Source organism: Bradyrhizobium sp. DN3, from assembly GCF_041357655.1.
Lineage (GTDB): Bacteria > Pseudomonadota > Alphaproteobacteria > Rhizobiales > Xanthobacteraceae > Bradyrhizobium.
The window spans coordinates 628382-649517 of record NZ_JAULLN010000001.1; the positions used below are offsets into that span (position 1 = coordinate 628382).

At 65.6% G+C, this 21136-nt stretch carries 23 protein-coding genes; 16 read left to right on the top strand and 7 right to left on the bottom strand.

Annotation, left to right across the window (positions count from 1 at the left end; all coding sequences use genetic code 11):
• Positions 1-5 precede the first annotated feature (5 nt).
• From AAE027_RS02890 to AAE027_RS02910, 5 genes are all read left to right on the top strand, one after another.
• Positions 6-1433, top strand: coding sequence for an FAD-binding oxidoreductase (locus tag AAE027_RS02890; RefSeq protein WP_370984892.1), 1428 nt, complete (start codon positions 6-8; stop codon positions 1431-1433).
• Positions 1430-1891: a GNAT family acetyltransferase gene (locus AAE027_RS02895; protein ID WP_370984891.1), complete on the top strand. Its 462-nt coding sequence runs from the start codon at positions 1430-1432 to the stop codon at positions 1889-1891. The genes AAE027_RS02890 and AAE027_RS02895 overlap by 4 nt, the downstream gene beginning before the upstream one ends.
• A gap of 9 nt (positions 1892-1900) precedes the next feature.
• The gene (locus AAE027_RS02900) at positions 1901-2482 is read left to right on the top strand and encodes an NUDIX hydrolase (protein WP_370984890.1); all 582 of its coding nucleotides are present in this window, start codon (positions 1901-1903) and stop codon (positions 2480-2482) included.
• Positions 2483-2749: 267 nt separating this feature from the next.
• Positions 2750-3679: a glycine reductase gene (locus AAE027_RS02905; protein WP_370984889.1), complete on the top strand. Its 930-nt coding sequence runs from the start codon at positions 2750-2752 to the stop codon at positions 3677-3679.
• Between the two features lie 34 nt (positions 3680-3713).
• Positions 3714-4907, top strand: a complete 1194-nt coding sequence (locus AAE027_RS02910) for a CaiB/BaiF CoA transferase family protein (RefSeq protein WP_370984888.1) — start codon at positions 3714-3716, stop codon at positions 4905-4907.
• A 114-nt stretch (positions 4908-5021) separates the two neighbouring features.
• Here AAE027_RS02910 and AAE027_RS02915 read toward each other — a convergent pair whose 3' ends face one another.
• Positions 5022-5786 (bottom strand): SOS response-associated peptidase, encoded by a 765-nt coding sequence (locus tag AAE027_RS02915; protein WP_370984887.1) that lies wholly within the window; start codon positions 5784-5786, stop codon positions 5022-5024.
• Between the two features lie 63 nt (positions 5787-5849).
• On the opposite strand from AAE027_RS02915, the gene AAE027_RS02920 reads away from it, so the two are divergent.
• The 4 genes from AAE027_RS02920 (at position 5850) to AAE027_RS02935 (ending at position 7671) form a co-directional block, all read left to right on the top strand.
• Positions 5850-6350, top strand: a complete 501-nt coding sequence (locus AAE027_RS02920; RefSeq protein ID WP_370984886.1) for a hypothetical protein — start codon at positions 5850-5852, stop codon at positions 6348-6350.
• Positions 6351-6353: 3 nt separating this feature from the next.
• The gene (locus tag AAE027_RS02925; protein ID WP_370984885.1) at positions 6354-6788 is read left to right on the top strand and encodes an NUDIX hydrolase; all 435 of its coding nucleotides are present in this window, start codon (positions 6354-6356) and stop codon (positions 6786-6788) included.
• 47 nt (positions 6789-6835) lie between these two features.
• Entirely contained in the window at positions 6836-7213 is a 378-nt protein-coding gene (locus AAE027_RS02930) for a TIGR02301 family protein (RefSeq protein WP_091892564.1), read from the top strand.
• Positions 7214-7404: 191 nt separating this feature from the next.
• A complete protein-coding gene (locus AAE027_RS02935) occupies positions 7405-7671 on the top strand; it encodes a hypothetical protein (protein ID WP_091892566.1) in 267 nt (88 codons plus the stop codon).
• Positions 7672-7846: 175 nt separating this feature from the next.
• Here the strand turns inward: AAE027_RS02935 and AAE027_RS02940 are convergent, their stop codons facing one another.
• From AAE027_RS02940 to AAE027_RS02960, 5 genes are all read right to left on the bottom strand, one after another.
• Complete coding sequence (locus AAE027_RS02940) at positions 7847-8167, bottom strand: cupredoxin domain-containing protein (RefSeq protein ID WP_370984884.1); 321 nt, start codon at positions 8165-8167, stop codon at positions 7847-7849.
• Positions 8168-8176: 9 nt separating this feature from the next.
• Positions 8177-8710 (bottom strand): DUF4142 domain-containing protein, encoded by a 534-nt coding sequence (locus AAE027_RS02945; RefSeq protein ID WP_091892570.1) that lies wholly within the window; start codon positions 8708-8710, stop codon positions 8177-8179.
• A 91-nt stretch (positions 8711-8801) separates the two neighbouring features.
• The gene (locus tag AAE027_RS02950) at positions 8802-9491 is read right to left on the bottom strand and encodes an RNA polymerase sigma factor (protein ID WP_370984883.1); all 690 of its coding nucleotides are present in this window, start codon (positions 9489-9491) and stop codon (positions 8802-8804) included.
• Positions 9492-9624: 133 nt separating this feature from the next.
• Positions 9625-10488, bottom strand: a complete 864-nt coding sequence (locus tag AAE027_RS02955; protein ID WP_370984882.1) for a sulfurtransferase — start codon at positions 10486-10488, stop codon at positions 9625-9627.
• A 184-nt stretch (positions 10489-10672) separates the two neighbouring features.
• Positions 10673-12007 (bottom strand): dihydroorotase, encoded by a 1335-nt coding sequence (locus tag AAE027_RS02960; protein WP_370984881.1) that lies wholly within the window; start codon positions 12005-12007, stop codon positions 10673-10675.
• Between the two features lie 96 nt (positions 12008-12103).
• On the opposite strand from AAE027_RS02960, the gene ygfZ reads away from it, so the two are divergent.
• The 7 genes from ygfZ (at position 12104) to AAE027_RS02995 (ending at position 18891) form a co-directional block, all read left to right on the top strand.
• Positions 12104-12985 carry a CAF17-like 4Fe-4S cluster assembly/insertion protein YgfZ gene (ygfZ, locus tag AAE027_RS02965; protein ID WP_370984880.1) on the top strand — a complete coding sequence of 294 codons (882 nt, stop codon included), beginning with the start codon at positions 12104-12106 and terminating at the stop codon, positions 12983-12985.
• On the top strand, positions 12982-13608 hold the full coding sequence (locus AAE027_RS02970; RefSeq protein WP_370984879.1) for a DNA-3-methyladenine glycosylase I: 627 nt from the start codon (positions 12982-12984) through the stop codon (positions 13606-13608). Before ygfZ ends, AAE027_RS02970 begins: the two co-directional genes overlap by 4 nt.
• Positions 13605-14222, top strand: a complete 618-nt coding sequence (locus AAE027_RS02975; RefSeq protein ID WP_370984878.1) for a YfbR-like 5'-deoxynucleotidase — start codon at positions 13605-13607, stop codon at positions 14220-14222. Before AAE027_RS02970 ends, AAE027_RS02975 begins: the two co-directional genes overlap by 4 nt.
• Positions 14223-14427: 205 nt before the next feature.
• Complete coding sequence (locus AAE027_RS02980) at positions 14428-14934, top strand: tyrosine phosphatase family protein (RefSeq protein WP_091892584.1); 507 nt, start codon at positions 14428-14430, stop codon at positions 14932-14934.
• Positions 14931-15119 carry a hypothetical protein gene (locus AAE027_RS02985; protein ID WP_370984877.1) on the top strand — a complete coding sequence of 63 codons (189 nt, stop codon included), beginning with the start codon at positions 14931-14933 and terminating at the stop codon, positions 15117-15119. The genes AAE027_RS02980 and AAE027_RS02985 overlap by 4 nt, the downstream gene beginning before the upstream one ends.
• Entirely contained in the window at positions 15116-16084 is a 969-nt protein-coding gene (locus AAE027_RS02990; RefSeq protein ID WP_370984876.1) for an NUDIX hydrolase, read from the top strand. The genes AAE027_RS02985 and AAE027_RS02990 overlap by 4 nt, the downstream gene beginning before the upstream one ends.
• A 107-nt stretch (positions 16085-16191) precedes the next feature.
• Positions 16192-18891, top strand: coding sequence for a DUF2339 domain-containing protein (locus tag AAE027_RS02995; protein WP_370984875.1), 2700 nt, complete (start codon positions 16192-16194; stop codon positions 18889-18891).
• Positions 18892-18894: 3 nt separating this feature from the next.
• Here AAE027_RS02995 and AAE027_RS03000 read toward each other — a convergent pair whose 3' ends face one another.
• Entirely contained in the window at positions 18895-20583 is a 1689-nt protein-coding gene (locus AAE027_RS03000; protein WP_370984874.1) for a methyl-accepting chemotaxis protein, read from the bottom strand.
• Positions 20584-21136: the final 553 nt, after the last annotated feature.

The window sequence follows — 21136 nt, forward strand, 5'->3', positions numbered from 1 at the left end:
ACACCATGAACGTCAATAAGTCCGCCACCCTGCCGCTTGCGCCCGATCTGATCGAACAATTTCGCAAGATCGTCGGCGAGCGCCACGCGATCACCGATACCGCCGACATCGAGGCTTACGTCACCGAGGAGCGCAACCTCTTCCACGGCCGCTCGCCGCTGGTGCTGCGTCCGGGCTCGACGGCGGAGGTCTCGGAGATCTGCAAGCTCGCCTCCGCGCACAGGATCGCGCTGGTGCCGCAGGGCGGCAACACCGGGCTCGTCGGCGGGCAGACGCCGCACAATGGCGAAGTGGTGGTGTCGTTGCGCCGGCTCGACAAGATCCGCGAGGTCGACACCGCCTCCAACACCATGACCTGCGAGGCCGGCGTCGTGCTGCAAATCGCGCAGCAAAAGGCGGCGGAGGTCGACCGGCTGTTTCCGCTGTCATTGGGTGCCGAAGGCAGTTGCACCATCGGCGGCAATCTCTCGACCAATGCCGGCGGCACCGCCGCGCTCGCCTATGGCGTCGCGCGCGAGATGGCGCTGGGGTTGGAAGTGGTGCTGGCCGACGGGCGCGTGCTGAACGTGCTGTCGAAGCTGAAGAAGGACAACACCGGCTACAATCTGCACAACCTCTTCATCGGCGCCGAAGGCACGCTCGGCATCATCACGGCGGCGACTTTAAAACTATTTCCGAAGCCGCGCGCAATCGAGACCGCCTTTGTCGGGCTGAAGTCGCCGGCGGCGGCGCTCAAGCTGCTCACGATCGCGCAAAGCGAGGCCGCCAATGCGCTGACGAGTTTCGAGCTGTTGTCGCAGATGGCGGTCGATTTCTCGATCCGCCACGGCATCGACGTGCGCGATCCGCTCGCAGAAAAGCATCCCTGGTACGTGCTGATGGAATTGTCCTCTCCGAGCGAGGATGCGCGCACGCCGCTGGAGATGATCCTGACCCGCGCCATGGAAGAGGAGATCGTCGACGACGCCGTGATCGCGGCCAACCTCACCCAGCGTGCCGGCTTCTGGAAGCTGCGCGACGAGATGTCGGCGGCACAGAAGCCGGAAGGCGGCTCGATCAAGCACGACATCTCCGTGCCCGTCGCGGCCGTGCCTGCCTTCATCGCCGAGGCCGATGCCGCCGTGGTGAAGCTGATCCCCGGGGCGCGGCCGGTGCCGTTCGGCCATCTCGGCGACGGCAATCTGCACTACAATGTCAGCCAGCCGGTCGGCGCCAACAGTGCGGACTTCCTCGCCCGCTGGCACGAGATGAACGCGGTGGTGTTCGAGATCGTGCTGCGCATGGGTGGCTCGATCTCGGCCGAGCACGGCATCGGCGTGCTCAAGCGCGACGAGCTGCCCGAGGTGAAGGACAAGACCGCGATCGAGCTGATGCGGTCCATCAAGGCGATGCTCGATCCGCTGGGAATCATGAATCCGGGGAAGGTGCTGTGAGAGCGTCGATCCCGCCTGCTCCGCTCGCGATCGCCGCCATCACGGATTCCGACATCGAGCCCGTCGTCGCGCTGTGGCAGCGCTGCGGCCTGACCCGGCCCTGGAATAATCCGCATGCCGACATCGCGCTGGCGCGGCGGCGCGACAACTCGACGGTCCTGCTCGGCCGCGACAATGGCGCGATCGTCGCCACAATCATGGTCGGCCATGACGGCCATCGCGGCTGGGTCTATTACGTCGCGGTCGATCCCGATAGCCAGAAGCGCGGCTACGGCCGCGTCATCATGGCAGCGGCCGAGGACTGGCTGCGGGCGGCCGGAATCCTCAAGCTCCAGCTCCTGGTCCGCCGCGAAAACGCGCAGGCCAATGCGTTCTACCAATCGCTCGGCTACGAGGAATCCACCTCGGTGATGTTCCAGAAGTGGCTCGACGGCCGCGCGATGACTCCAAGCAACTGAGATCGAACCATGACCATTTCCGACCGTGTCCGCATCAAGGACGTCCGCGTGCTCTCGGACAACTGGACCCCGCTGAAGAACACCACGTTCGAGTACCGGCGCGCCAATGGCGAGTGGCAGACGCAGCACCGGGAAACCTATGAGCGCGACAACGCCGCAGCCGTGCTGCCCTACAACCGCGCGCGGCGCACGGTGATCCTGGTGCGCCAGTTCCGCCTGCCGGCCTATATCCGCGGCTACGACGATCTCCTGATCGAAACGGCCGCCGGCGTGCTGGACGATGCCGCCCCCGAGGTGCGCATCCGCGCCGAGGCCGAGGAGGAAACCGGCTATCGCCTGCACGACGTCCACAAGGTGTTCGAGGCCTTCATGAGCCCCGGCGCGATCACCGAGAAGCTGCACTTCTTCGTCGCCGAATACGAGCCGGAGATGCGGGTCAGCGACGGCGGCGGCCTCGAACACGAGGGCGAGGACATCGAGGTGCTGGAGCTTTCCATCGACGAGGCGCTGGCGATGATCGCAGACGGCCGCATCATCGATGCCAAGGCGATCATGCTCCTGCAATACGCGGCTCTGCATATTTTCAGGTAGGGCTTTCTTCACCTCGCCCCGCTTGCGGGGAGAGGTCGATCGCGAAGCGATCGGGTGAGGGGGAGCCTCCGCGAATTCCACTGTCACCTTCCTCGCGGAGACTCCCCCTCACCCCAACCCTCTCCCCGCAAGCGGGGCGAGGGAGCGGACCTGCTTCGCGGCGAGCCATTGCGCAATGCAATTCTGGCCTGCGCCACCCACTCCCCGTTGAGCAACTCGAAAACTATCTCTAGTCTGGGCCCTAACCAAGAACCAGGAGACGCGCCCATGTCCGCTCCGCGCGACGACGAATTTGGCTTTGCGCCCGACTACGATTCGCCCGTGCCCTACATGCAGCGCACGCGCGACTATTACGCGGCGATCGGCTACACCACGCCGTATCGCTGGGCGCATTACACGGAGGCACCGTTCCAGCCGCTGAAGAAGCCATTGGCGCAGTCGCGCGTGACGATCATCACGACGGCGGCGCCGTTCGATCCGGCCAAGGGCGACCAGGGGCCTGGCGCGGCATATAACGGCAGCGCGAAATTCTACCAGGTCTATGACGGCGACACGTCGACAGAGCACGACCTTCGCATCTCGCACATCGGCTACGACCGCAAGCACACTTCGGCCACCGACAGCGGCACCTGGTTTCCGCTGCCGCAGCTCTTGAAGGCGAGCGCCGCAGGACGGATCGGCGAGGTCGCGCCGCGCTTCTTCGGCGCCCCGACCAACCGCAGCCATCGGGTCACGCTGGATACCGACGCGCCGGATATCCTGGCGCGCTGTCTTGCCGACAAGGTCGACGTCGCCGTGCTGGTGCCGAACTGCCCGGTCTGCCACCAGACCACCGCGCTGGTCGCGCGGCACCTGGAGCGGAACGGCATTCCGAGCGTGATCATGGGCTGCGCCAAGGACATCGTCGAGCACGCCGCCGTGCCGCGCTTCCTGTTCTCCGATTTCCCGCTCGGCAATTCCGCCGGCAAGCCACATGATGTCGGCTCGCAGGCGCAGACACTCGAGCTCGCGCTAAGACTGCTGGAGACCGCGAGCGGCCCGCAAACGACGATGCAATCGCCGCTGCGCTGGAGCGAGGATGCCTCCTGGAAGCTCGACTACAACAACGTGGCGCAGCTTTCGCCGGAAGAGCTGGCGCGCCGCCGCGCCGAATTCGACAAGCAGAAGGAGATCGCGCGCGGCAACCGCGCCGCCTGACGTCCTCCGATAACGAAGAAAAAGGGAGAGAGACGTGACGCGACCGTTCGAGGGCGTGAAGATCCTGGACTTCACGCAAGTGCTGGCCGGTCCCTATGCGAGCTATCAGCTCGCGCTGCTAGGAGCCAACGTCATCAAGGTCGAGCGGCGCGAGGGCGAGGACATGCGCCGCACGCCGCTCAGCCGCGAATGGGCCGAGCGCGGGCTGGCGCCGGCATTCCAGGCCATCAACGGCAACAAGCGCAGCCTGACGATCGATCTGCAGAAGCCGGAGGCGATCGCGATCGTGAAGAAGCTCGCAGAGACCGTCGACGTCGTGATGGAGAATTTCCGCCCCGGCGTGATGGACAAGCTCGGCATCGGCTACGAGGCGCTATCCGCGATCAATCCGAAGCTGATCTATTGCGCCGTATCAGGCTTCGGCCAGACTGGCCCGGACCGCCTGCGGCCCGGCTATGACGGCAAGATGCAGGCGCTGTCGGGCATCATGGCGATCACCGGCCATCCCGAGACGGGACCGACGCGCGCGGGCTTTGCGGTGTGCGACGTGCTGTCGGGCGCAACCGCTGCATTTGGTGTGTCGAGCGCACTGTATCAGCGCGACCGCACCGGCAAGGGCCAGCTCATCGACGTCTCCATGCTGGAGGCGACGATGGCGTTCCTCTCGGGCCAGATCGCAGATTGGTCGGTAGCGGGCCATCGCCAAACACTCTCGGGCAACCAGGCGGTGAGCCGCAGGACCACGGCGAACCTGTTCAAATGCAGCGACGGCCACATTCTGCTCGCGGTCAACAACGAGAAGCAGTACCGCGCGCTGATGAGCACACTCGGCTGCGAGGATACGCTGACTGATCCGCGCTTTGCCGACTGGTTCTCCCGCAACGAGAACGAGGGCGCGCTCCGCGCCATCATCGAGGAAGCGCTGGCGGCCAAGCCGGCGCGCGAATGGGAGACGATCCTGGAAGACGCCGGCGCGCCCTGCGCCAGCATCTGGAAGGTCGAGGAGGTGATCGACCACCCGCAGATCAAGGCGCGCGGCGCGATCCAGGAGCTGGACACGCCCTACGGCCGCCTGCGCTTTGCCGGCAGCGGGTTCAAGCTCGCCCATGGCGGCGGCAAGCTGGATCGCATGGCGCCTGAGCTGGGGGCTGATACGGATGCGGTGCTCGGCGAACTCGGGTTCGATGCGGCGGAGATCGCAGCGCTGCGGGCAAGAGAGGTTGTTTAAAGCACCGCTGCGGTAGGGTGGGCAAAGGCGCAACGCGCCGTGCCCACCATTTATCTGCTTGCTCGATACACGATGGTGGGCACGCTTCGCTTTGCCCACCCTACGGCACCGCAGCTAGAACAACGAGCCCTGCCCGTCATCCGCCGGGCTAGCAGCAACCTTCCGCACCGCCTTCCTGGGCTTCACCGCCTCGGCCGCCGCCTCCATCCCCTCCGCGCTGATCGGCAAGAGCAACTGCTCGTCGTCATTGACGACGCGGTTGACGCGGGTGGAGACCGGGTGCCAAGCGAACTCGCCGATGCGCGGGGCGGTCATCAGCGGCAGGATCGCGTCGATTTCGTCGCTGCGGCAGTCGAGCCAGCGCTCGAAATCGCGCGGGCTAATGGTGACGGGCACGCGGTCATGCAACGCGGCGAGGTCTTCGCCTGCGGCCGCCGTGACGATCGCGACGGTGTCGAGTTCCTCGCCGTTCGGCCCGACCCATGTCTCGAACAATGCGGCAAAGCCGAGCGGCGCGCCGTCGGCGCGGTGGATGAAGAAGGGCTGCTTGCGACCACCCTCCGCCTTCCACTCGTAATAGCCGTCCGCTGGGATCAGGCCGCGCCGGCGGCGAACCGCCTTTTTGAAGGCGGGCTTCTCCAGCGCCGTCTCGGAGCGGGCGTTGATCAGGAGCGTAAATCCGCGGGGGTCCTTGACCCAGCCCGGCACGAGGCCCCAACGCATCAGACGGAAATGGCGTGCGCCGTTCTCGATCAGCACGACCGGAATCGGCTGCGTCGGGGCGACGTTGTACCGGGGCGGGAAATTCGGCTGCTCAATGTAGCCGAACAGTTGCCGCAAAGCCGCGGGGGCCGAAGTTATGACGAAGCGTCCACACATCCTGGGGTATCTATATAGGGTCCGTTCAGGTCCTTTTAACCCCGAACGTTAACACTGCGGCCGATGAGCTCAACGGTCTCCCAACCCGCGCGGACGCATGTACAGACGGGCCCCGAGGCCGCCGCCTGGGCCGCGCGGCTGCGCGTCGCCAACATCAACCCGCGGACCGGGCTTGCCACCGACTATCTCAACCATTTCAATGAAGCCGTGATGCTGCTGGAAATGGTCCCCGACATGCCGGAATGCGCGGAAGATTTTCTGACCTGGACGCCACTGTCCTATGCCGAGCATTTCACCGCGTCGAATTTCAGGGCGCGCGACCTCGCCATCGAGGCCTATGAGAAGGCCGATCCCAACGTGCGCGCCCAGTTCGACCACATCACGGATACCATGACCTCGATCCTGACCGCGGTCGGCTCGGCCATGCGCGAGGTCGAGAAGGACACGACGCGCGTCCGGCTCGCCGAGCAGGCCACGGCCTGGGTCAAGCCGCTGATCGCGGCCTGCGGCGGCATCATCAATGGCGGCGCCGAAGCCGACATCGACACCATCATGGCGAACTGACCCGTGGTTTCGGCGGTCCAGCCTGCTCACCCCCAGATCGCGGTCAGTGCCGCGATTTTTCGCGACGGCAAGGTGCTTCTGACCCGCCGCGCCCGTTCGCCCGCAAAAGGGTTCTATTCGCTGCCCGGCGGCCGGGTCGAGTTCGGCGAATCGCTACACCAGGCCCTGCTGCGCGAGGTCGACGAGGAGACTGGGCTCGCCATCGAGATCATTGGTCTCGCCGGCTGGCGCGAGGTGCTGCCGGCTGCGGCCGGAGCCGGTCATTACCTGATCATGTCCTTTGCCGCCCGCTGGGTGGCCAACGAACCCGTTCTGAACGACGAGCTCGACGATTACCGCTGGATCGCCCCGGACGCCGTCGCTGGCCTCGGCGACCTCAAGCTCACCGGGGGACTGGAGGACGTCATCCAGTCCGCCGCCCGGCTAATTGGGTCCTGACCGCCCCGCCTTGCTTCCACCGCCTCGACGGGGCATACACCGGGCCGATGTCCACGCGATTTCTGGCCATTTTTGCCCTGATTCTCGCCTGCGCCTCCGCGCCCACGAGGGCCCAGGAGGGGGCAGCGCCGTTTGACGGCGACTTGCAGCGGCTGGCGGAGATCCTCGGCGGGCTGCACTATCTGCGCGGCATCTGCGGGTCCAACGAGGGCAACAAATGGCGCAACGAGATGCAGGCGCTGATCGATGCCGAAACCCCCTCCGGCGAGCGCCGCACCCGCATGATCGCCGGCTTCAACCGCGGCTATAACGGCTTCCAGCAGACCTATCGGAGCTGCACGCCCGCGGCGACGGTGGCGATCCGCCGCTATATCGAGGAAGGCTCGAAGATCTCGCGCGATCTCACGGCGCGCTACGCGAACTGAGCTCTCTCCACTGGTCATTCCGGGGCGCGCGCAGCGCGCCCCGGAATGACCAGTGGCTGGAACCCTGTCATCGATTTTGTTCACAGCCGTTAACCGTTCTTAAAGATGTGGCCTAGCGGTCGTTAACGCCCGTGCTACACCTCTCGCACAGCGCATCGCCGTGGATCGCGCCCCAGCCCTGATCGAGTTTCATGAGCCAGCCGATTTCCTACGCCCCCGCCCGCGCGCCACTGCCCGATCACGAGCAGAAGCAGGCCGCACTGAGCTATCTCAATGAGGCATGGGCCGAGGCGCGCCATGAAGGTGTCGACGGCGACTGCCTGGCGCAGGCGAGCCTGTTCGCGGCCTTTGCCGAACTCGTCGGCACCTACGGCGAGGACGCGGTGGCGAAGTTCGTCGAGGGCTTTCCTGGCCGCATCCGCAACGGCGAGTTCTCGGTCAGCCTCTCCAGGCAATAACCCTTTGCGAAAAATGACCCCGCCACGGGACGGGGCCAGTTGACGGATGTGACTTTGCCAAGTGCTCGCGAAGTCTGCCGCGATTTATCGCATGGAAGCGATTGAACGCGGACAAGAATTAGTCTGGCGATGACCGGGAGACGTTCCGATGCGATCGGGAATGCACGCCCAGGCATCAGGGCTCGACTTTCAGAGTCGCCTTCATATTGGGATGATAGCGACAGTAGTAATCGACCGTTCCCGCTTTCTTCAAAACGAACGTCGCCGACTTCTTCGGCAGCAGAGGGACGTCAAAATCGCCGTTGGTCGCGGTGGCGGTGTGGGCGAAGATGTCCTTGTTGATCCACTCAACGGTGTCGCCGACCTTGGCCGAGATTTCGGCCGGCGAGATCACGAGATTGTCCATCGTGATTTGAATGGTCGCCGCACGCGCCGGGACGACCATTGACAGGACCATGACCGCAAACGCGATCGACGCGAGGCGTCCCGGCTTCATGTCATCCTCCTATTTTAGCTCGGCCGCGACGTGCTCGGCGTGCTGCTGATGGCCCTGGAAGATCTTCAGGCCGGTCTGCAACAGGCTCTTCAGCTCGTTATTGCTCGCGGACGGAATGAGCTGGGTCTCCAACGCGCTATTGACCGCCTTGTGGTAGGCGACCTCGTTCTGGACATAGGCCTTGTCGAAGGCGGCGCCGCTCAGCTTGTCGAGCTCAGCCATCTTGTCGCTCGCCTGCTTCGACAGCGCCCGGCTGGTGTCGTTATCTTCAGGCGTGACGTTCAGCTTCTTGACCAGCGCGAGCGCCTGCTTGTTGACGGCCTCGTGGTCGCGCAGCATGTCCTCGGCGAACGCCTTGACGTCCTTGTTCTTGGCTTTCTTCTGCGCCTGCTTGGCCGCGTTGATGTCGATCACGCCCGCGGTGTAGGCAATATGGGCGATCTGCGGATCGGTGGGCTTGTCGGCTGCGCGAGCGCCCTGCAGCAGCGCAGGACTCGACAGCAGGACGGCTGCGGCGATCGCCGCGCTCGATCGGAAGAACATGGCTTGATACTCCTGTGGTGCCGGACGTTTGGGCCGGCGCGTTGCTTCACAGGAGTTGGATGGGCATTTCGCGCAAACGTTCCCGAAAACTTTAGCTGCCGAAGCCGAGCCGCTTCAGCACTGCTTCAGTCAAGCGCTCACATCGCCACCCGGCGAACGGGAACGCATCCATCACCACCGGGCCGATCTCCTTCTCGACGTTCTCGCGCAGCATAGTGCGGGCGCGGTGCAGCCGCGTCTTCACGGTCTCGGGCTTGACGGCGAGCAGATCGGCGGTCTCCTCGATACTCATGCCTTCCATGACCCGGGCGACGAACACCATGCGGAAGACATCCGGCAACTCGTCGATGGCGCGTTCGACCACGCGCTGGATTTCACGTTGGGCCATGGTCCTTTCCGGATCACCTGCGGGAGAAACGGGAAACTTGATGATCTGCGCGTCGAGCGCGACATCTGGTATCGCGCCGAGCTCGACATCGGGCTTTCGGCTGCGCACCCGGCCGAGCGCCTCGTTGATGGCGATGCGCGACAGCCAGGTCGACAACCCGGCCTCGCCCCGGAAGCCGTCGAGATGGGTGAAGGCCCGGACATAGGTTTCCTGCACCACGTCCTCGGCTTCGCTGTCACTGCGCAGGATTCCGCGCGCGAGGCGATAGAGCCTGCGGTTGTTGGCCTGCATGATCTCGCGCAAGGCGGCTTCGTCTCGGCCCCGCGCCCGGTCGATCAGCTCGGCTTCCAATGTCCTGACGCCGGCGGACAGGCCGGCTGCGGTCCGTTGCATGGCTGTCACCTGCTTGTTTCGCTTCGTTCCGGACATTGGATGCAGGCCTAAACGAAAGGTTCCCAACATTCTTACTCGGCGCTCTCTTTACCCTCCCCTGGAGGGGCCCCTCCAGGGGAGGGTAAGTAAACCCCTAATCCGTCTCGATCGGCAGTTCAGAATCCCGCGCCCACTCGCCCATGGAGGCGTCGTAGAGCGTCAGCTGATCATAGCCGAGCTGCGTCAGCATGAGCAGGTCGATCGTCGCCGAGATGCCGCCGCCGCAATACAGGATCACATTCTTGTCGCGCGTAACGCCTTGGGCCGCAAATTTGGCCTCGGCATCGGCCAGTGTCGTCAGCGTTTTGTCGGCATTGGTGAGCGACGCCGCTGGGACGTTGACGCTGCCCGGCACACGGCCGGGCCGGCCGTAGCGGCTCGGCTCGAGACCTTGATGAAATTGCGGACCGAGCGCGTTGACGATAACGGTCGCCGGATCGCCGATCCGGGCCTTCACGACGTCTTTGTCGACGAAATAGCCTGGGCGCGGCGCGGCCTTGAACGTCGCGGCCGGATAGTCCCTCGGCGCACCTCTCTCGACCGGCCGCCCCTCGTCCTTCCATTTGTCGAAACCGCCGTCGAGCACACGCGCATCGACGCCGAGCGAGCGCAGCATCCACCAGAACCGCGTCGACCACATCATCGTGCCGATGCTGTAGAGCACGATGGTCTTGGATGCGTCGAGGCCATGCCGGCCGAAGGCAGCCTCCAGCTTCGCCACATCGGGCATCATGAAAAACTGTTGCGACGAGGTGTCGGAGAACTCGCCTTGCAGGTCGAGGAAATCGGCGCCGGGAATGTGGCCGGCCGCAAACGTCTTATCGCCGGGCACCGCACGATACGGCACGTCGCTGCCCGGCGGCACCGGCTCGTTGTAGGTCGTGCAGTCGTAGAGGCGAAGGTTGGGATCGCCGAGCATGCCTGCGAGTTGCTCGGTGGTGATGAGGGGTTGAGTCATAGAATGCTCTCCCATGCTTCCTCAATGTCGTCCCGGCGAAGGCCGGGATCCATACCGCGTGATCTATCGGTGGACGTAGGTATTCGTACCGAGGGAAGGCCCAGCAACGACTAGTCTTCGCCAAACGTCTCCCTGTGGTTATGGGTCCCGGCCTTCGCCGGGACGACATCGAGTGTGGAGCGGCCTACGCCTTCAGCGTCTCCAGAAACCGCACCGGCTCACCTTGCGAGGCCGTCACCAGCTCGCCCTGCCACATCACGCGGCGGCCGCGGATGAAGGTGCCGACGGGCCATCCGGTGACGCGGACGCCGTCATAGGGGGTCCAGCCGGCTTTGGATGCGACCCATTGGTTGGTGATGGTCTCGCTGCGCTTCAGGTCGACGATGGTGAAGTCGGCGTCGTAACCGGCGGCGATGCGGCCCTTGCAGGCCATGTTGTAGACGCGCGCGGGTCCGGCGCTGGTGAGATCGACGAACCGTGCCAGTGACAGCCGGCCGGCATTGACGTGATCGAGCATGATCGGCACCAGCGTCTGCACGCCGGTCATGCCGGAGGGCGAGGCCGGATAGGTCTTCTGCTTCTCTTCCAGCGCATGCGGGGCGTGGTCGGAGCCGAGCACATCGATGATGCCCTGCTCGATGCCGCGCCAGATTCCGGCGCGGTGATCGGCGCCGCGCACCGGCGGATTCATCTGCGCCAGCGTGCCGAGCCGCTCGTAGCATTCGGGCGCGGCCAGCGTGAGATGATGCGGCGTCGCTTCGCAGGAGGCGACGTCCTTGTGGTCGCGCAAGAATTCGATCTCTTCCTTGGTCGAGATGTGCAGCACGTGGATGCGCTTGCCCGTCTCATGCGCGAGCTTGACGAGGCGCTGCGTCGCCATCAACGCCGCGGTCTCGTCGCGCCAGACCGGATGCGAGCGCGCATCGCCCTCGATGCGCAGCGATTTGCGGTCGTTGAGGCGGTACTCGTCCTCGGCGTGGAACGCGGCGCGGCGGCGGATGACCTGGAAGATGCGGCGGAGGCTCTCGTCGTCCTCCACCAGCAGCGCGCCGGTCGAGGAGCCAATGAACACCTTGACGCCGGCGCAGCCCGGCGCGCGCTCCAGCACCGGCAGGTCCTGCACGTTCTCGCGGGTGCCGCCGATGAAGAAGGCGAAATCGCAATGCATGCGGTGACGAGCGCGTTTCACCTTGTCGGTGAATTCGGCTTCCGTCACTGTGAGGGGCGAGGTGTTCGGCATCTCGAAGACGGCGGTGACGCCGCCCATCACGGCGCTGCGCGAGCCGGTCTCGAGGTCTTCCTTGTGCGTCAGCCCGGGCTCGCGGAAATGCACCTGCGTGTCCATCACGCCGGGCAGGATGTGCAGGCCCTTGCAGTCGATCACCTCCGCGGCGCGGGCTTGCGACAGCGTGCCGATCTCGGCGATGCGGCCACCCGTGATGCCGATATCGCGCAGGCCCTCGCCGTCCTGGTTGACCACGGTGCCGCCTTTGAGGATCACGTCGAAACGCTGGGTCATGGGACCTCTCTCATCCCCAAGCGCAGGGCTCGAGGTCTTGTCGTTTTTGCCTTGCGGGCTTACGTTCCGGAGCAACATGTCGCAAGAGATTTTCGCATGAAATCAGCGTTTCTTCCCGACCGGGGCGTGGTCAAGGTCGCGGGCGAGGATGCGCGCAACTTCCTCAACGGCCTCGTCACCACCGATGTCGACAGGCTCAAGCCGGGCCTGGGGCGATTCGGCGCGCTGCTGACGCCGCAGGGCAAGATCATCGTCGATTTCTTGATCACGGAGGTGCCCGCCGGCCATGGCGGCGGGTTCCTGATCGATTGCCCGAAAGCGCTGGCCGAGGGCCTCGCCACCAAGCTGAAATTCTACAAGCTGCGCGCCAAGGTCACGGTGGAAAACCTCTCCGATGCTCTGGGCGTGCTCGCAGCCTGGGACGGCCAGCCTGCCGCTCAGCCCGACCTCGGCTTCGCCGATCCGCGCCACAATGAGCTCGGCTATCGCATTCTCGTCCCCGAGGATCTCAAGCAGAAGCTGTCCGATCTCATCGGCGCCGAGCTGGTCGACGCGGCCGAATACGAGGCCCACCGCATCGCGCTCGGCGTGCCGCGCGGCGGGCTGGATTTCATGTACAGCGATGCGTTCCCGCACGAGACCAACATGGACCGGCTCGCCGGCGTCGATTTCGACAAGGGCTGCTATGTCGGCCAGGAGGTCGTCTCGCGCATGCAGCATCGCGGCACCGCGCGCACCCGCAGCGTCAAGGTGCTGCTCGAGGGACCCTCGCCCGAGATTGGCGCCACCATTCTCGCCGGCGACAAGCCGGTCGGCACCATCGGCTCGACCGCCCGCGGCAAGGGCATCGCGCTGGTGCGCGTCGACCGCGTCGCCGATGCGCTCGATGCGGGCCAGCCGCTCACCGCGGGCGGCCTCGCGCTGACGCTCGCCGAACCCGACATCGTCCGCATTCCATCGAAGCAACCCATCGCATGAGCCGCGCCCCTCGCCTGCATCCCGACGGAAAGACCCGCTGTCCCTGGCCGGGCGAAGATCCGCTCTATGTCGCCTATCACGACACCGAATGGGGCGTGCCTGAGTATGACGACCGCGCACTCTACGAAAAGCTGATCCTCGATGGCTTCCAGGCCGGCCTCTCCTGGATCACAATCCTGCGTAAGCGCGACAATTTCCGCAAAGCCTTCGACGATTTCCAGCCAGAGAAGATCGCGCGCTACAACGGCAAAAAGGTGCACGCGCTGATGAACGATGCCGGCATCGTGCGCAACAAGGCCAAGATCGACGGCGCCATCCTGAGCGCAAAATCGTATCTGGAGATCATGGAGAAGGGACCGGGCTTCTCGAAGCTGTTGTGGGACTTCATGGACGGCCGCCCCAAGGTCAACAATTTCAAGACCAGCGCGAGCGTACCAGCCTCGACGCCGCTGTCGGTGCAGATCTCCAAGGAGCTGTCCTCGCGCGGCTTCAAGTTCGTCGGCCCGACCATCGTCTATGCCTTCATGCAGGCGACCGGCATGGTCAACGACCATCTGGTCGACTGCCATTGTCACGCGACCTGCGGCAAGACGCAGCGCAAGCCGCGCCTCAAGGCCAAATGACTGTCGAGAAGAAGACCGCGCGCGATGCGCAGTCCCGCGCCTGGCAGCGCATGCTGTCGGGCCGACGGCTCGATCTGCTCGATCCCTCCCCGCTCGACGTCGAGATCGCCGACATCGCGCATGGCCTCGCACGGGTCGCCCGCTGGAACGGCCAGACCATCGGCACCCACATCTTCTCGGTCGCGCAGCATACGTTGCTGGTGGAGACCGTGATGCGGCATGAGATGCCGCGCGTCGACCAGCGCGTGCGACTCGCAGCCCTGCTGCATGACGCACCCGAATACGTCATCGGCGACATGATCTCGCCGTTCAAGGCCGTGCTCGAGGGCCATTACAAGGCGGTCGAGAAACGCCTGCTCGGCGCCATCCACATTCGCTTCGGGCTACCGCCGGTGCTGCCGGAGGAGATCACGCAGGCGATCAAGGCTGCCGATCGCGGCGCGGCTTATCTGGAGGCGACCGAGCTTGCCGGTTTCAGCGAGAGCGAGGCGCGGCGCCTGTTCGGCAAGGATCCCGGCCTACCCGACAGCGTCCGGCGCGACTATCTCACGCCCTGGACCGCGGCGCGGGCCGAGAGGCAGTTCCTGGAGCGGTTTGGCGCGGTGATTGCGTAGGGCAGTGGTGCCTCGATCTCTGCTGTCGTCCCGGCGCAGGCCGGGACCCATACTCCGGGAAGGGGTTTTGCGAAGACTGGGAGTTGCCACCGCCTCAGTCACGCCGGCCGGTGGTTATGGGTCCCGGCCTGCGCCGGGACGACGATGTGGGATGCTTTGCCCACCCTACGGCCGCTCGCTATAATCAGCGGCAAAAAGGTCCGCCATGATCCATGTCTGTTCCCTCGCCGCGCTTCCCGAAACCGTCCGCCTCACCGGCGCCAGCCATGTGCTGACGGTGATGGCCAATGTCGAGCAGGTGGCGCGTCCCGTGTCCGTGCTGCCGGCCAACCATCTCAAGGTGTCGATGGACGACATCACCGAGGAGATGGACGGCTTCGTCGCACCGTCGGAGACGCATATCGAGCAAGTGTTGAATTTCGTGCGGGGCTGGGACCGCAGCGCGCCGCTGGTGGTGCATTGCTACGCCGGCATCAGCCGCTCCACCGCCAGCGCGTTTGCAGCGGTATGCGCGCTCAATCCGAACCGCGACGAGATCGAGATCGCCAGGAAGATCCGCGCGGCCTCGCCGATCGCCTCGCCGAACCGGCGCATCGTCGGCCTTGCCGATCGTGCATTGGGACGCAATGGCCGCATGCTGCGCGCGCTCGACGAAATGGGCCCGGGCGCGATGATGGTCGAGGGCCGCCCCTTCGTGATCGAGCTCGAATGACAGCTGCGCGCGACAATGCAGGTGTTGCCGTCATGGCCGGGCATAGCCGTCTGAAGGACGGCGTCGCTTCGCTCGCCTATGTCCCGGCCATCCACGAACTTTCCAGCTGTACAAAGAACGTGGATGCCCGGGACAAGCCCGGGCATGACAAGTTTGCGGGAACACCCGCGATCATCATCGCATGAATGACAAGCTGCTGACGCCGATCGAGATTGGCCTGACCGCCGCGATCGTCGCGATCGAGGACCGCGAGCCGCAGATCCTCACCGCACGCGGCGGTGACGGGCTTGCCGGCCTGCCGTTCGGGCCGTTCGATGCGCTCGCCCATCGCACCTTCGAGATCGGCCTGCGCGCCTGGGTCGAGCAACAGGCAGGCTTGCGGCTCGGCTATGTCGAGCAGCTCTACACGTTCGGCGACCGCGGCCGTCATGCCGAAGCCGGCCACACCGGCGCGCATATGGTGTCGATCGGCTATCTCGCGCTGACGCGCGCCGTCGATGGCGAGCTCGCCGCGACCGGCGCGAGCTTCGAGCCATGGTATCGCTTCTTCCCCTGGGAAGACTGGCGCGAACAGCCGCCAGAGATCATCGCCCGCGACATCATCCCAGCGCTGATGAAATGGGCCGAGGAGGAGACGCCGGAGACCACGCGCGCGCTGCCGCGGAAGGATCGCGTGCGGTTCTATTTCGGTCTCGACGGTGCGCCCTGGGACGAGGAGCGCGTGCTCGACCGCTATGAGCTCCTGTACGAGGCCGGGCTGATCGAGGAGGCCCGGCGCGACGGCAGGCCTGCGGCATTAGCGCGCAAGACGCTTCCCGCGCTCGGGACCTCGATGCGGTTCGATCACCGGCGCATCCTCGCCACAGCCATCGCGCGGCTGCGTGCAAAACTGAAGTATCGTCCTGTGGTCTTTGAACTTTTGCCCGCCGAGTTCACACTCACGGAATTGCAGCATACGGTGGAGGCCATCTCCGGCCGCCACCTGCACAAGCAGAATTTCCGCCGCCTCGTCGAAACGGAAGCTCTGGTCGAACCGACCGGGGCGATGTCGACACAGACCGGCGGACGGCCGGCGGCGCTCTATCGCTTCCGCCGCGAACTGCTCCAGGAGCGGCCCGCGCCGGGTTTGCGCGTACGCTCCCGGCGCTGAGCATGATCCGGAAAAGTGCGTAAGCGGTTTTCCGAGCAAGATCATGCTCGAAACCAAGACTCTAAGATTTCGCGATCGGCCCTGCCCGCCGGTTGCCTGGAGGCTTCATGTTCGACGGCCCGTTTGACGTCTTTGCGCTGATCATTGCGATCGCCGCCTTCCTCGTCGCGATCAAGGCCTCCAGTCAGGTAGCCGAGCTTCGCCGCCGGCTGAGCTCGCTCGAAGAGATGTTTAATGCGCAGCGACGGGTTCAGCCGCCGCCGCTCACGCCGACGTGGGAACAGGCGCCCGCAACCGCGACGGCTGCGGCGGAGCCGCCGCCGCTTGCGCCGGAAGCCGAGCCGGCGCCGCCACCCGTCACCGAAGCTGTTTCGCCGCCGCCGCTTGAAACGAGCACCGAGGCCGCTGCACCGCCTCCGCTGCCTGCACCCGCACCCGGCTTCGAGGAGCGACTCGGCACGCGCTGGGTGGTGTGGATCGGCGGGCTTGCGCTCGCGCTCGGCGGCTTCTTCATGGTGCGCTACTCGATCGAGGCCGGCCTTGTCGGCCCCGGCGTGCGCGTCTTCCTCGGCGGCCTGTTCGCGCTGGCGCTGTTAGGTACCGGCGAATGGACGCGGCGCAAGGAAAGCATCTCGACCATCCAGGCGCTGCCGATCGCCAACATCCCGGCAATCCTCACCGCGGCCGGCACGGCGGTGGCGTTCGCGACCATCTATGCAGCCTATGCGCTCTACGGTTTCCTCGTGCCCGCCACCGCCTTCGTGCTGCTCGGCCTCGTCGCGCTCGGCACGCTGGCCGCCGCGCTGCTGCATGGGCCCGCGCTCGCGGGCCTCGGCGTCGTCGGCGCGTTCGTGACGCCGGTCCTCGTCTCCAGCGGCAAGCCGGACTATTGGGCGCTCTACATCTATCTCGCGATCGTGACCGCCGCGAGCTTCGGCCTCGCCCGCATCCGGCTGTGGCGCTGGCTCGCGGTGACCACCATCGTCTTTGCGGTACTCTGGACCTTCGTGGGGCTCGAGCCCGAGTTGCAGGTGGCGCCGCACACCTTCCACGTCATTGCGGGCTTCACGCTCGCTGCGCTCCTCGTCGTCTGTGGCTTCATGTTCGGCCCGACCATCGAGGACGGCGAGATCGAGCCGGTGTCGTCGAGCTCGCTCGGCGCCTATCTGTTCGCAGCGATGATCATCGTGCTGTCGAGCGCGCATGCCGATCTGGCGCTGATCGCCTTCACCCTTCTGGTCGCGGGAACGCTGTTTGTCGCCTGGCGTGCGCCGGCAGCAACCGGTGCGCTGGGCGCGGCCGCGGCGACCGTCTTCATCGTGTTCGCCGAATGGGCGGTGCGGGCCAATCCCGACATGCTGGTGCTGCCGGGCGGTCCCCTGCCGGGTGTCGGGCCAGCAGCGATCGACAGCTCCGTGACGCTGCATCTGGTGATGGCTGCGGTCTTCGCCGCCGGCTTCGGCATCACCGGCTTCCTCGCGCAGGGCCGGTCGAATTCGGCTGTCATCCCCGTGGTGTGGTCGGCCGCGGCGGTCGCGACGCCGATCGCGATCCTGGTTACGCTCTACACGCGCATCGCCCATCTCGACCGCTCGATCCCGTTTGCGATCCTCGCCGTGCTGCTCGCCGCCGCCTTTGGTGCTGCGACCGAATCGCTCACGCGCCGCGAGACCAGGCCGGGCATCATGATCTCCACGGCGCTGTTCGCGACCGGCACGCTCGGCGCGCTGGCACTGGCGCTGACCTTCGCGCTGGAGAAGGGCTGGCTCACCATCACGCTCGCGCTGATGTCGCTCGGCACCGCCTGGACCTCGATGCAGCGGCCGATCCCGTTCCTGCGCTGGCTCGCCGCCATCTTTGCCGGCATCGTCACCGCGCGCATCGTCTATGACCCGCGCATCGTCGGCGATGCTGTCGGCACCACGCCGATTCTGAACTGGCTCTTGTGGGGCTATGGCCTACCGGCTGCATCGTTCTGGGCGGCGAGCATGTTCCTGCGCCGCCGCGGCGACGACGCGCCGCTGCGCATGGTCGAGACCGCCGCGATCCTGTTCACCGCGCTGCTCGCCTTCATGGAGATCCGGCACTTTGCGACCGGTGGCGACATGATCTCGCCGCCGTCGCTGCTCGAATTCGCCCTGCAAGTCTGCGTCACGCTCGCGATGGCCATCGGGCTGGAGCGCCTGCGGCTGCGCAGCCACAGCATCGTGCACAATGTCGGTGCGATCGCGCTCACCGTGATCGCCGAACTCATCAGCGTGTTCGGCCTGCTGATACTGGAGAACCCGCTGCTGCTCTCCAGCGTCAATGTCGGCGGCCTCGTGTTCAACCTGCTGCTGCTCGGCTATGCGCTCCCCGCGGTGCTGATGCTGCTGCTGTCCTATGCGGTGGCGGGACATCGCCTCGTCGCCTACGCGAATACGATCGCGGGCGGGGCATTGGTGTTCGCGCTCACCTACGTGACGTTGGAGATCCGCCGCTTCTATCACGGCCCGGTCCTGCTCTACGGCGGCACCACGGGCGCGGAGCAATACACCTATTCGATCGGCTGGCTCGCCTTCGGCGTGGTGCTGCTCGGCGTCGGCATCCTGGTGAATTCGGAGCGCGCGCGGCTGGCCTCTGCCGCCGTCATCGCGTTGACGATCCTGAAGGCCTTCGTCATCGACATGTCGACGCTGACGGGCGTCTATCGCGCGCTGTCGTTCATGTGCCTCGGCGTCGTGCTGGTGGCGATCGGCTGGCTCTACCAGCGCATCCTGTTCCGGCGGCAGGTCGCACCGCCGCCGGCTCCGCAGACAGGCAGTTGAGGATCAGGCGGCGCGGACCGACTCCAGGAACTGCGCGACCTCGACCTTCAGGCGGGTGCTGTCGGTCGCCAGCGATTTCGCTGCCGACAGCACTTCGGTCGAGGCCGAGCCGGTCTCGGTCGCACCGCGCTGCACGTCGGTGATGTTCATCGAGACCTCCTGGGTGCCGACCGAAGCCTGCTGCACGTTGCGCGAAATTTCCTGCGTCGCGGCGCCCTGCTCCTCGACCGCGGCGGCGATCGCCGCGGAGACCTCGGACAGCCGCTCGATGGTGCCGCCGATCTCCTGGATGGCGCTGACGGATTCCTGCGTTGCGGCCTGGATGCCCGACACCTGCGCTCCGATCTCGCCGGTCGCTTTCGCGGTCTGTTCGGCGAGCGCCTTCACTTCCGAGGCAACGACGGCGAAGCCGCGGCCGGCCTCGCCGGCGCGTGCCGCCTCGATGGTCGCGTTCAGCGCCAACAGATTGGTCTGGCCTGCGATGGTGTTGATGAGCTCGACGACGTCGCCGATGCGGGCGGCCGCCTGCGACAGCGCGTTGACGCGTTCGTTGGTCCGCGCCGCCTGTTCGACCGCTTCCGCGGCCATCCGCGCCGAATCCTGAACGCGGCGGCTGATCTCGGTGATGGAGGAGGACAGCTCCTCCGAGGCGGACGCCACGGCCTGGACGTTGGTGGAGGCCTCCTCGGAGGCAGCTGCGACGACGGTCGCGAGCTTCTGGCCGCGCTGCGCCGTGTTGGTCAGCGTCGTCGCCGATGCCTCCAGCTCGGTCGAGGCCGACGACACGGTCCCGACCACTTCACCGATCATCGCTTCGAACTTGCGGGTGATGGCGTCGACGCGGCGGCCGCGCTCGATCTTGGCCTCGGCGTCGCGCGCCGCTGCCTCGTCGGCGGTTTTCTTGGCGATCAGCGCCTCCTTGAAGATCTGCAGCGCATCGGCCATCGAGCCGATCTCGGTCTTCTCGCCACGATGCGGCACCTCGGCCGAGAGGTCGCCTTCGCCGAGCGACTGCATCGGACGGATGATCGAAGCAATGCCGCGAGAAACGTCGCGCACGAGATAATAGGCGGCGCCGATCGCGATCGCGACCGAGAGCACGATGATGCCGACCAGCACGCGGAAGATCGTGGCGTAGCTGTCAGCGGCCTGCTTCGTCTCCAGCTCGGCGCCCTGATTGTTCAACTCGATGCCCTTCTGGAGCAAGGGATCGGCGGCCTGGGCCATCTTCGCGACCTTGGTCTGCAACAGCTCGTTGGCATCGGTCGGGAAGCGGCCGACGCTCTTGCGCGACAGCGCCATCACGTCCTGAACGCCATTCAGATACTCGGCCCACGCCCTGGTCCATTGTTCGTAGAGCGAGCGCTCCTCGGCGGCGGTGATCAGCGGCTCGTAGACCTTGCGGGTCTTCTCGATGCGCTCGCGCAATGAAGCGAGGCGCTTCTCGGCGGCTTCCTTGCCTTCAGCGGTGTCCTGCATCAGGTGCAGACGAAGTGCGACGCGAAGCTCGTTGATGTCGGCGCGCATCGAGCCGAGCGCACGCACGCTCGGCAACCAGCTCTGCGCAATCTCGACGGTGTGGGCGTTGATGTTCTGCATCGTGCCGATCGCCGTAACGCCGACACCGGCGAGCGAGAGCACGAGGACCGACAGCACGGTCAGCAGCTTGAAGACGATCGACAACTTCGACATCACACGAATCCCGATGATAGCTGGCGGCGCGCACGTCAACCTGCGCCACAGGCGTCACGACGGACGACCGGCGGAGGTCAGTTCAACGATGATGGCTGGTTCTTATCGCGTAGAATTGCGCCCTATATTCGCAAGCAGGCGTTAACATGGTCCTACGTAAACTACTGGGCGGCCCGACAATCACTATTTTCTCCGACCATCCGCTGCAGCTGCACAGATCTCGCGCTGCGCCGTGCTTCATGCATAGCAACAGACAGGGCCGACGTCGTCACGCCGCCCTCACCGACTCCAGGAAACGTGCCACTTCGCTCTTCAGCCGGTTGCTCTCCTGCGAGAGCGACTGGGCGGCCGAATGCACCTGCGCAGAAGCAGCCCCAGTCTCGCCGGCGCCGCTCTGCACATGGCCTATGTTCGCCGAGACCTCCGAGGTGCCCTACATGAAGGGCGACTCAGCGCCCGGAATATTGCGGAGATCATGCCTGCATCGCTTTTCCGGAAGGTTAACCCTGCGCGCATCGGTCGCGGCGTCGAAATACGAACGCGCGCAACCATC

Excerpts from the sequence above, each read along its gene's own strand:
- AAE027_RS02940 (WP_370984884.1), bottom strand. The coding sequence starts at position 8,167 with ATGAAGCCGGGACGCCTCGCGTCGATCGCGTTTGCGGTCATGGTCCTG.
- AAE027_RS02950 (WP_370984883.1), bottom strand. The coding sequence starts at position 9,491 with ATGCAACGGACCGCAGCCGGCCTGTCCGCCGGCGTCAGGACATTGGAA.
- AAE027_RS02985 (WP_370984877.1), top strand. The coding sequence starts at position 14,931 with ATGACAGCTGCGCGCGACAATGCAGGTGTTGCCGTCATGGCCGGGCAT.
- AAE027_RS02960 (WP_370984881.1), bottom strand. The coding sequence starts at position 12,007 with ATGACCCAGCGTTTCGACGTGATCCTCAAAGGCGGCACCGTGGTCAAC.
- AAE027_RS02935 (WP_091892566.1), top strand. The coding sequence starts at position 7,405 with ATGAGCCAGCCGATTTCCTACGCCCCCGCCCGCGCGCCACTGCCCGAT.
- AAE027_RS02905 (WP_370984889.1), top strand. The coding sequence starts at position 2,750 with ATGTCCGCTCCGCGCGACGACGAATTTGGCTTTGCGCCCGACTACGAT.
- AAE027_RS02970 (WP_370984879.1), top strand. The coding sequence starts at position 12,982 with ATGAGCCGCGCCCCTCGCCTGCATCCCGACGGAAAGACCCGCTGTCCC.
- AAE027_RS02930 (WP_091892564.1), top strand. The coding sequence starts at position 6,836 with ATGTCCACGCGATTTCTGGCCATTTTTGCCCTGATTCTCGCCTGCGCC.
- AAE027_RS02995 (WP_370984875.1), top strand. The coding sequence starts at position 16,192 with ATGTTCGACGGCCCGTTTGACGTCTTTGCGCTGATCATTGCGATCGCC.
- AAE027_RS02915 (WP_370984887.1), bottom strand. The coding sequence starts at position 5,786 with ATGTGTGGACGCTTCGTCATAACTTCGGCCCCCGCGGCTTTGCGGCAA.
- AAE027_RS03000 (WP_370984874.1), bottom strand. The coding sequence starts at position 20,583 with ATGTCGAAGTTGTCGATCGTCTTCAAGCTGCTGACCGTGCTGTCGGTC.
- AAE027_RS02955 (WP_370984882.1), bottom strand. The coding sequence starts at position 10,488 with ATGACTCAACCCCTCATCACCACCGAGCAACTCGCAGGCATGCTCGGC.
- ygfZ (WP_370984880.1), top strand. The coding sequence starts at position 12,104 with ATGAAATCAGCGTTTCTTCCCGACCGGGGCGTGGTCAAGGTCGCGGGC.
- AAE027_RS02990 (WP_370984876.1), top strand. The coding sequence starts at position 15,116 with ATGAATGACAAGCTGCTGACGCCGATCGAGATTGGCCTGACCGCCGCG.
- AAE027_RS02920 (WP_370984886.1), top strand. The coding sequence starts at position 5,850 with ATGAGCTCAACGGTCTCCCAACCCGCGCGGACGCATGTACAGACGGGC.
- AAE027_RS02900 (WP_370984890.1), top strand. The coding sequence starts at position 1,901 with ATGACCATTTCCGACCGTGTCCGCATCAAGGACGTCCGCGTGCTCTCG.
- AAE027_RS02945 (WP_091892570.1), bottom strand. The coding sequence starts at position 8,710 with ATGTTCTTCCGATCGAGCGCGGCGATCGCCGCAGCCGTCCTGCTGTCG.
- AAE027_RS02975 (WP_370984878.1), top strand. The coding sequence starts at position 13,605 with ATGACTGTCGAGAAGAAGACCGCGCGCGATGCGCAGTCCCGCGCCTGG.
- AAE027_RS02980 (WP_091892584.1), top strand. The coding sequence starts at position 14,428 with ATGATCCATGTCTGTTCCCTCGCCGCGCTTCCCGAAACCGTCCGCCTC.
- AAE027_RS02890 (WP_370984892.1), top strand. The coding sequence starts at position 6 with ATGAACGTCAATAAGTCCGCCACCCTGCCGCTTGCGCCCGATCTGATC.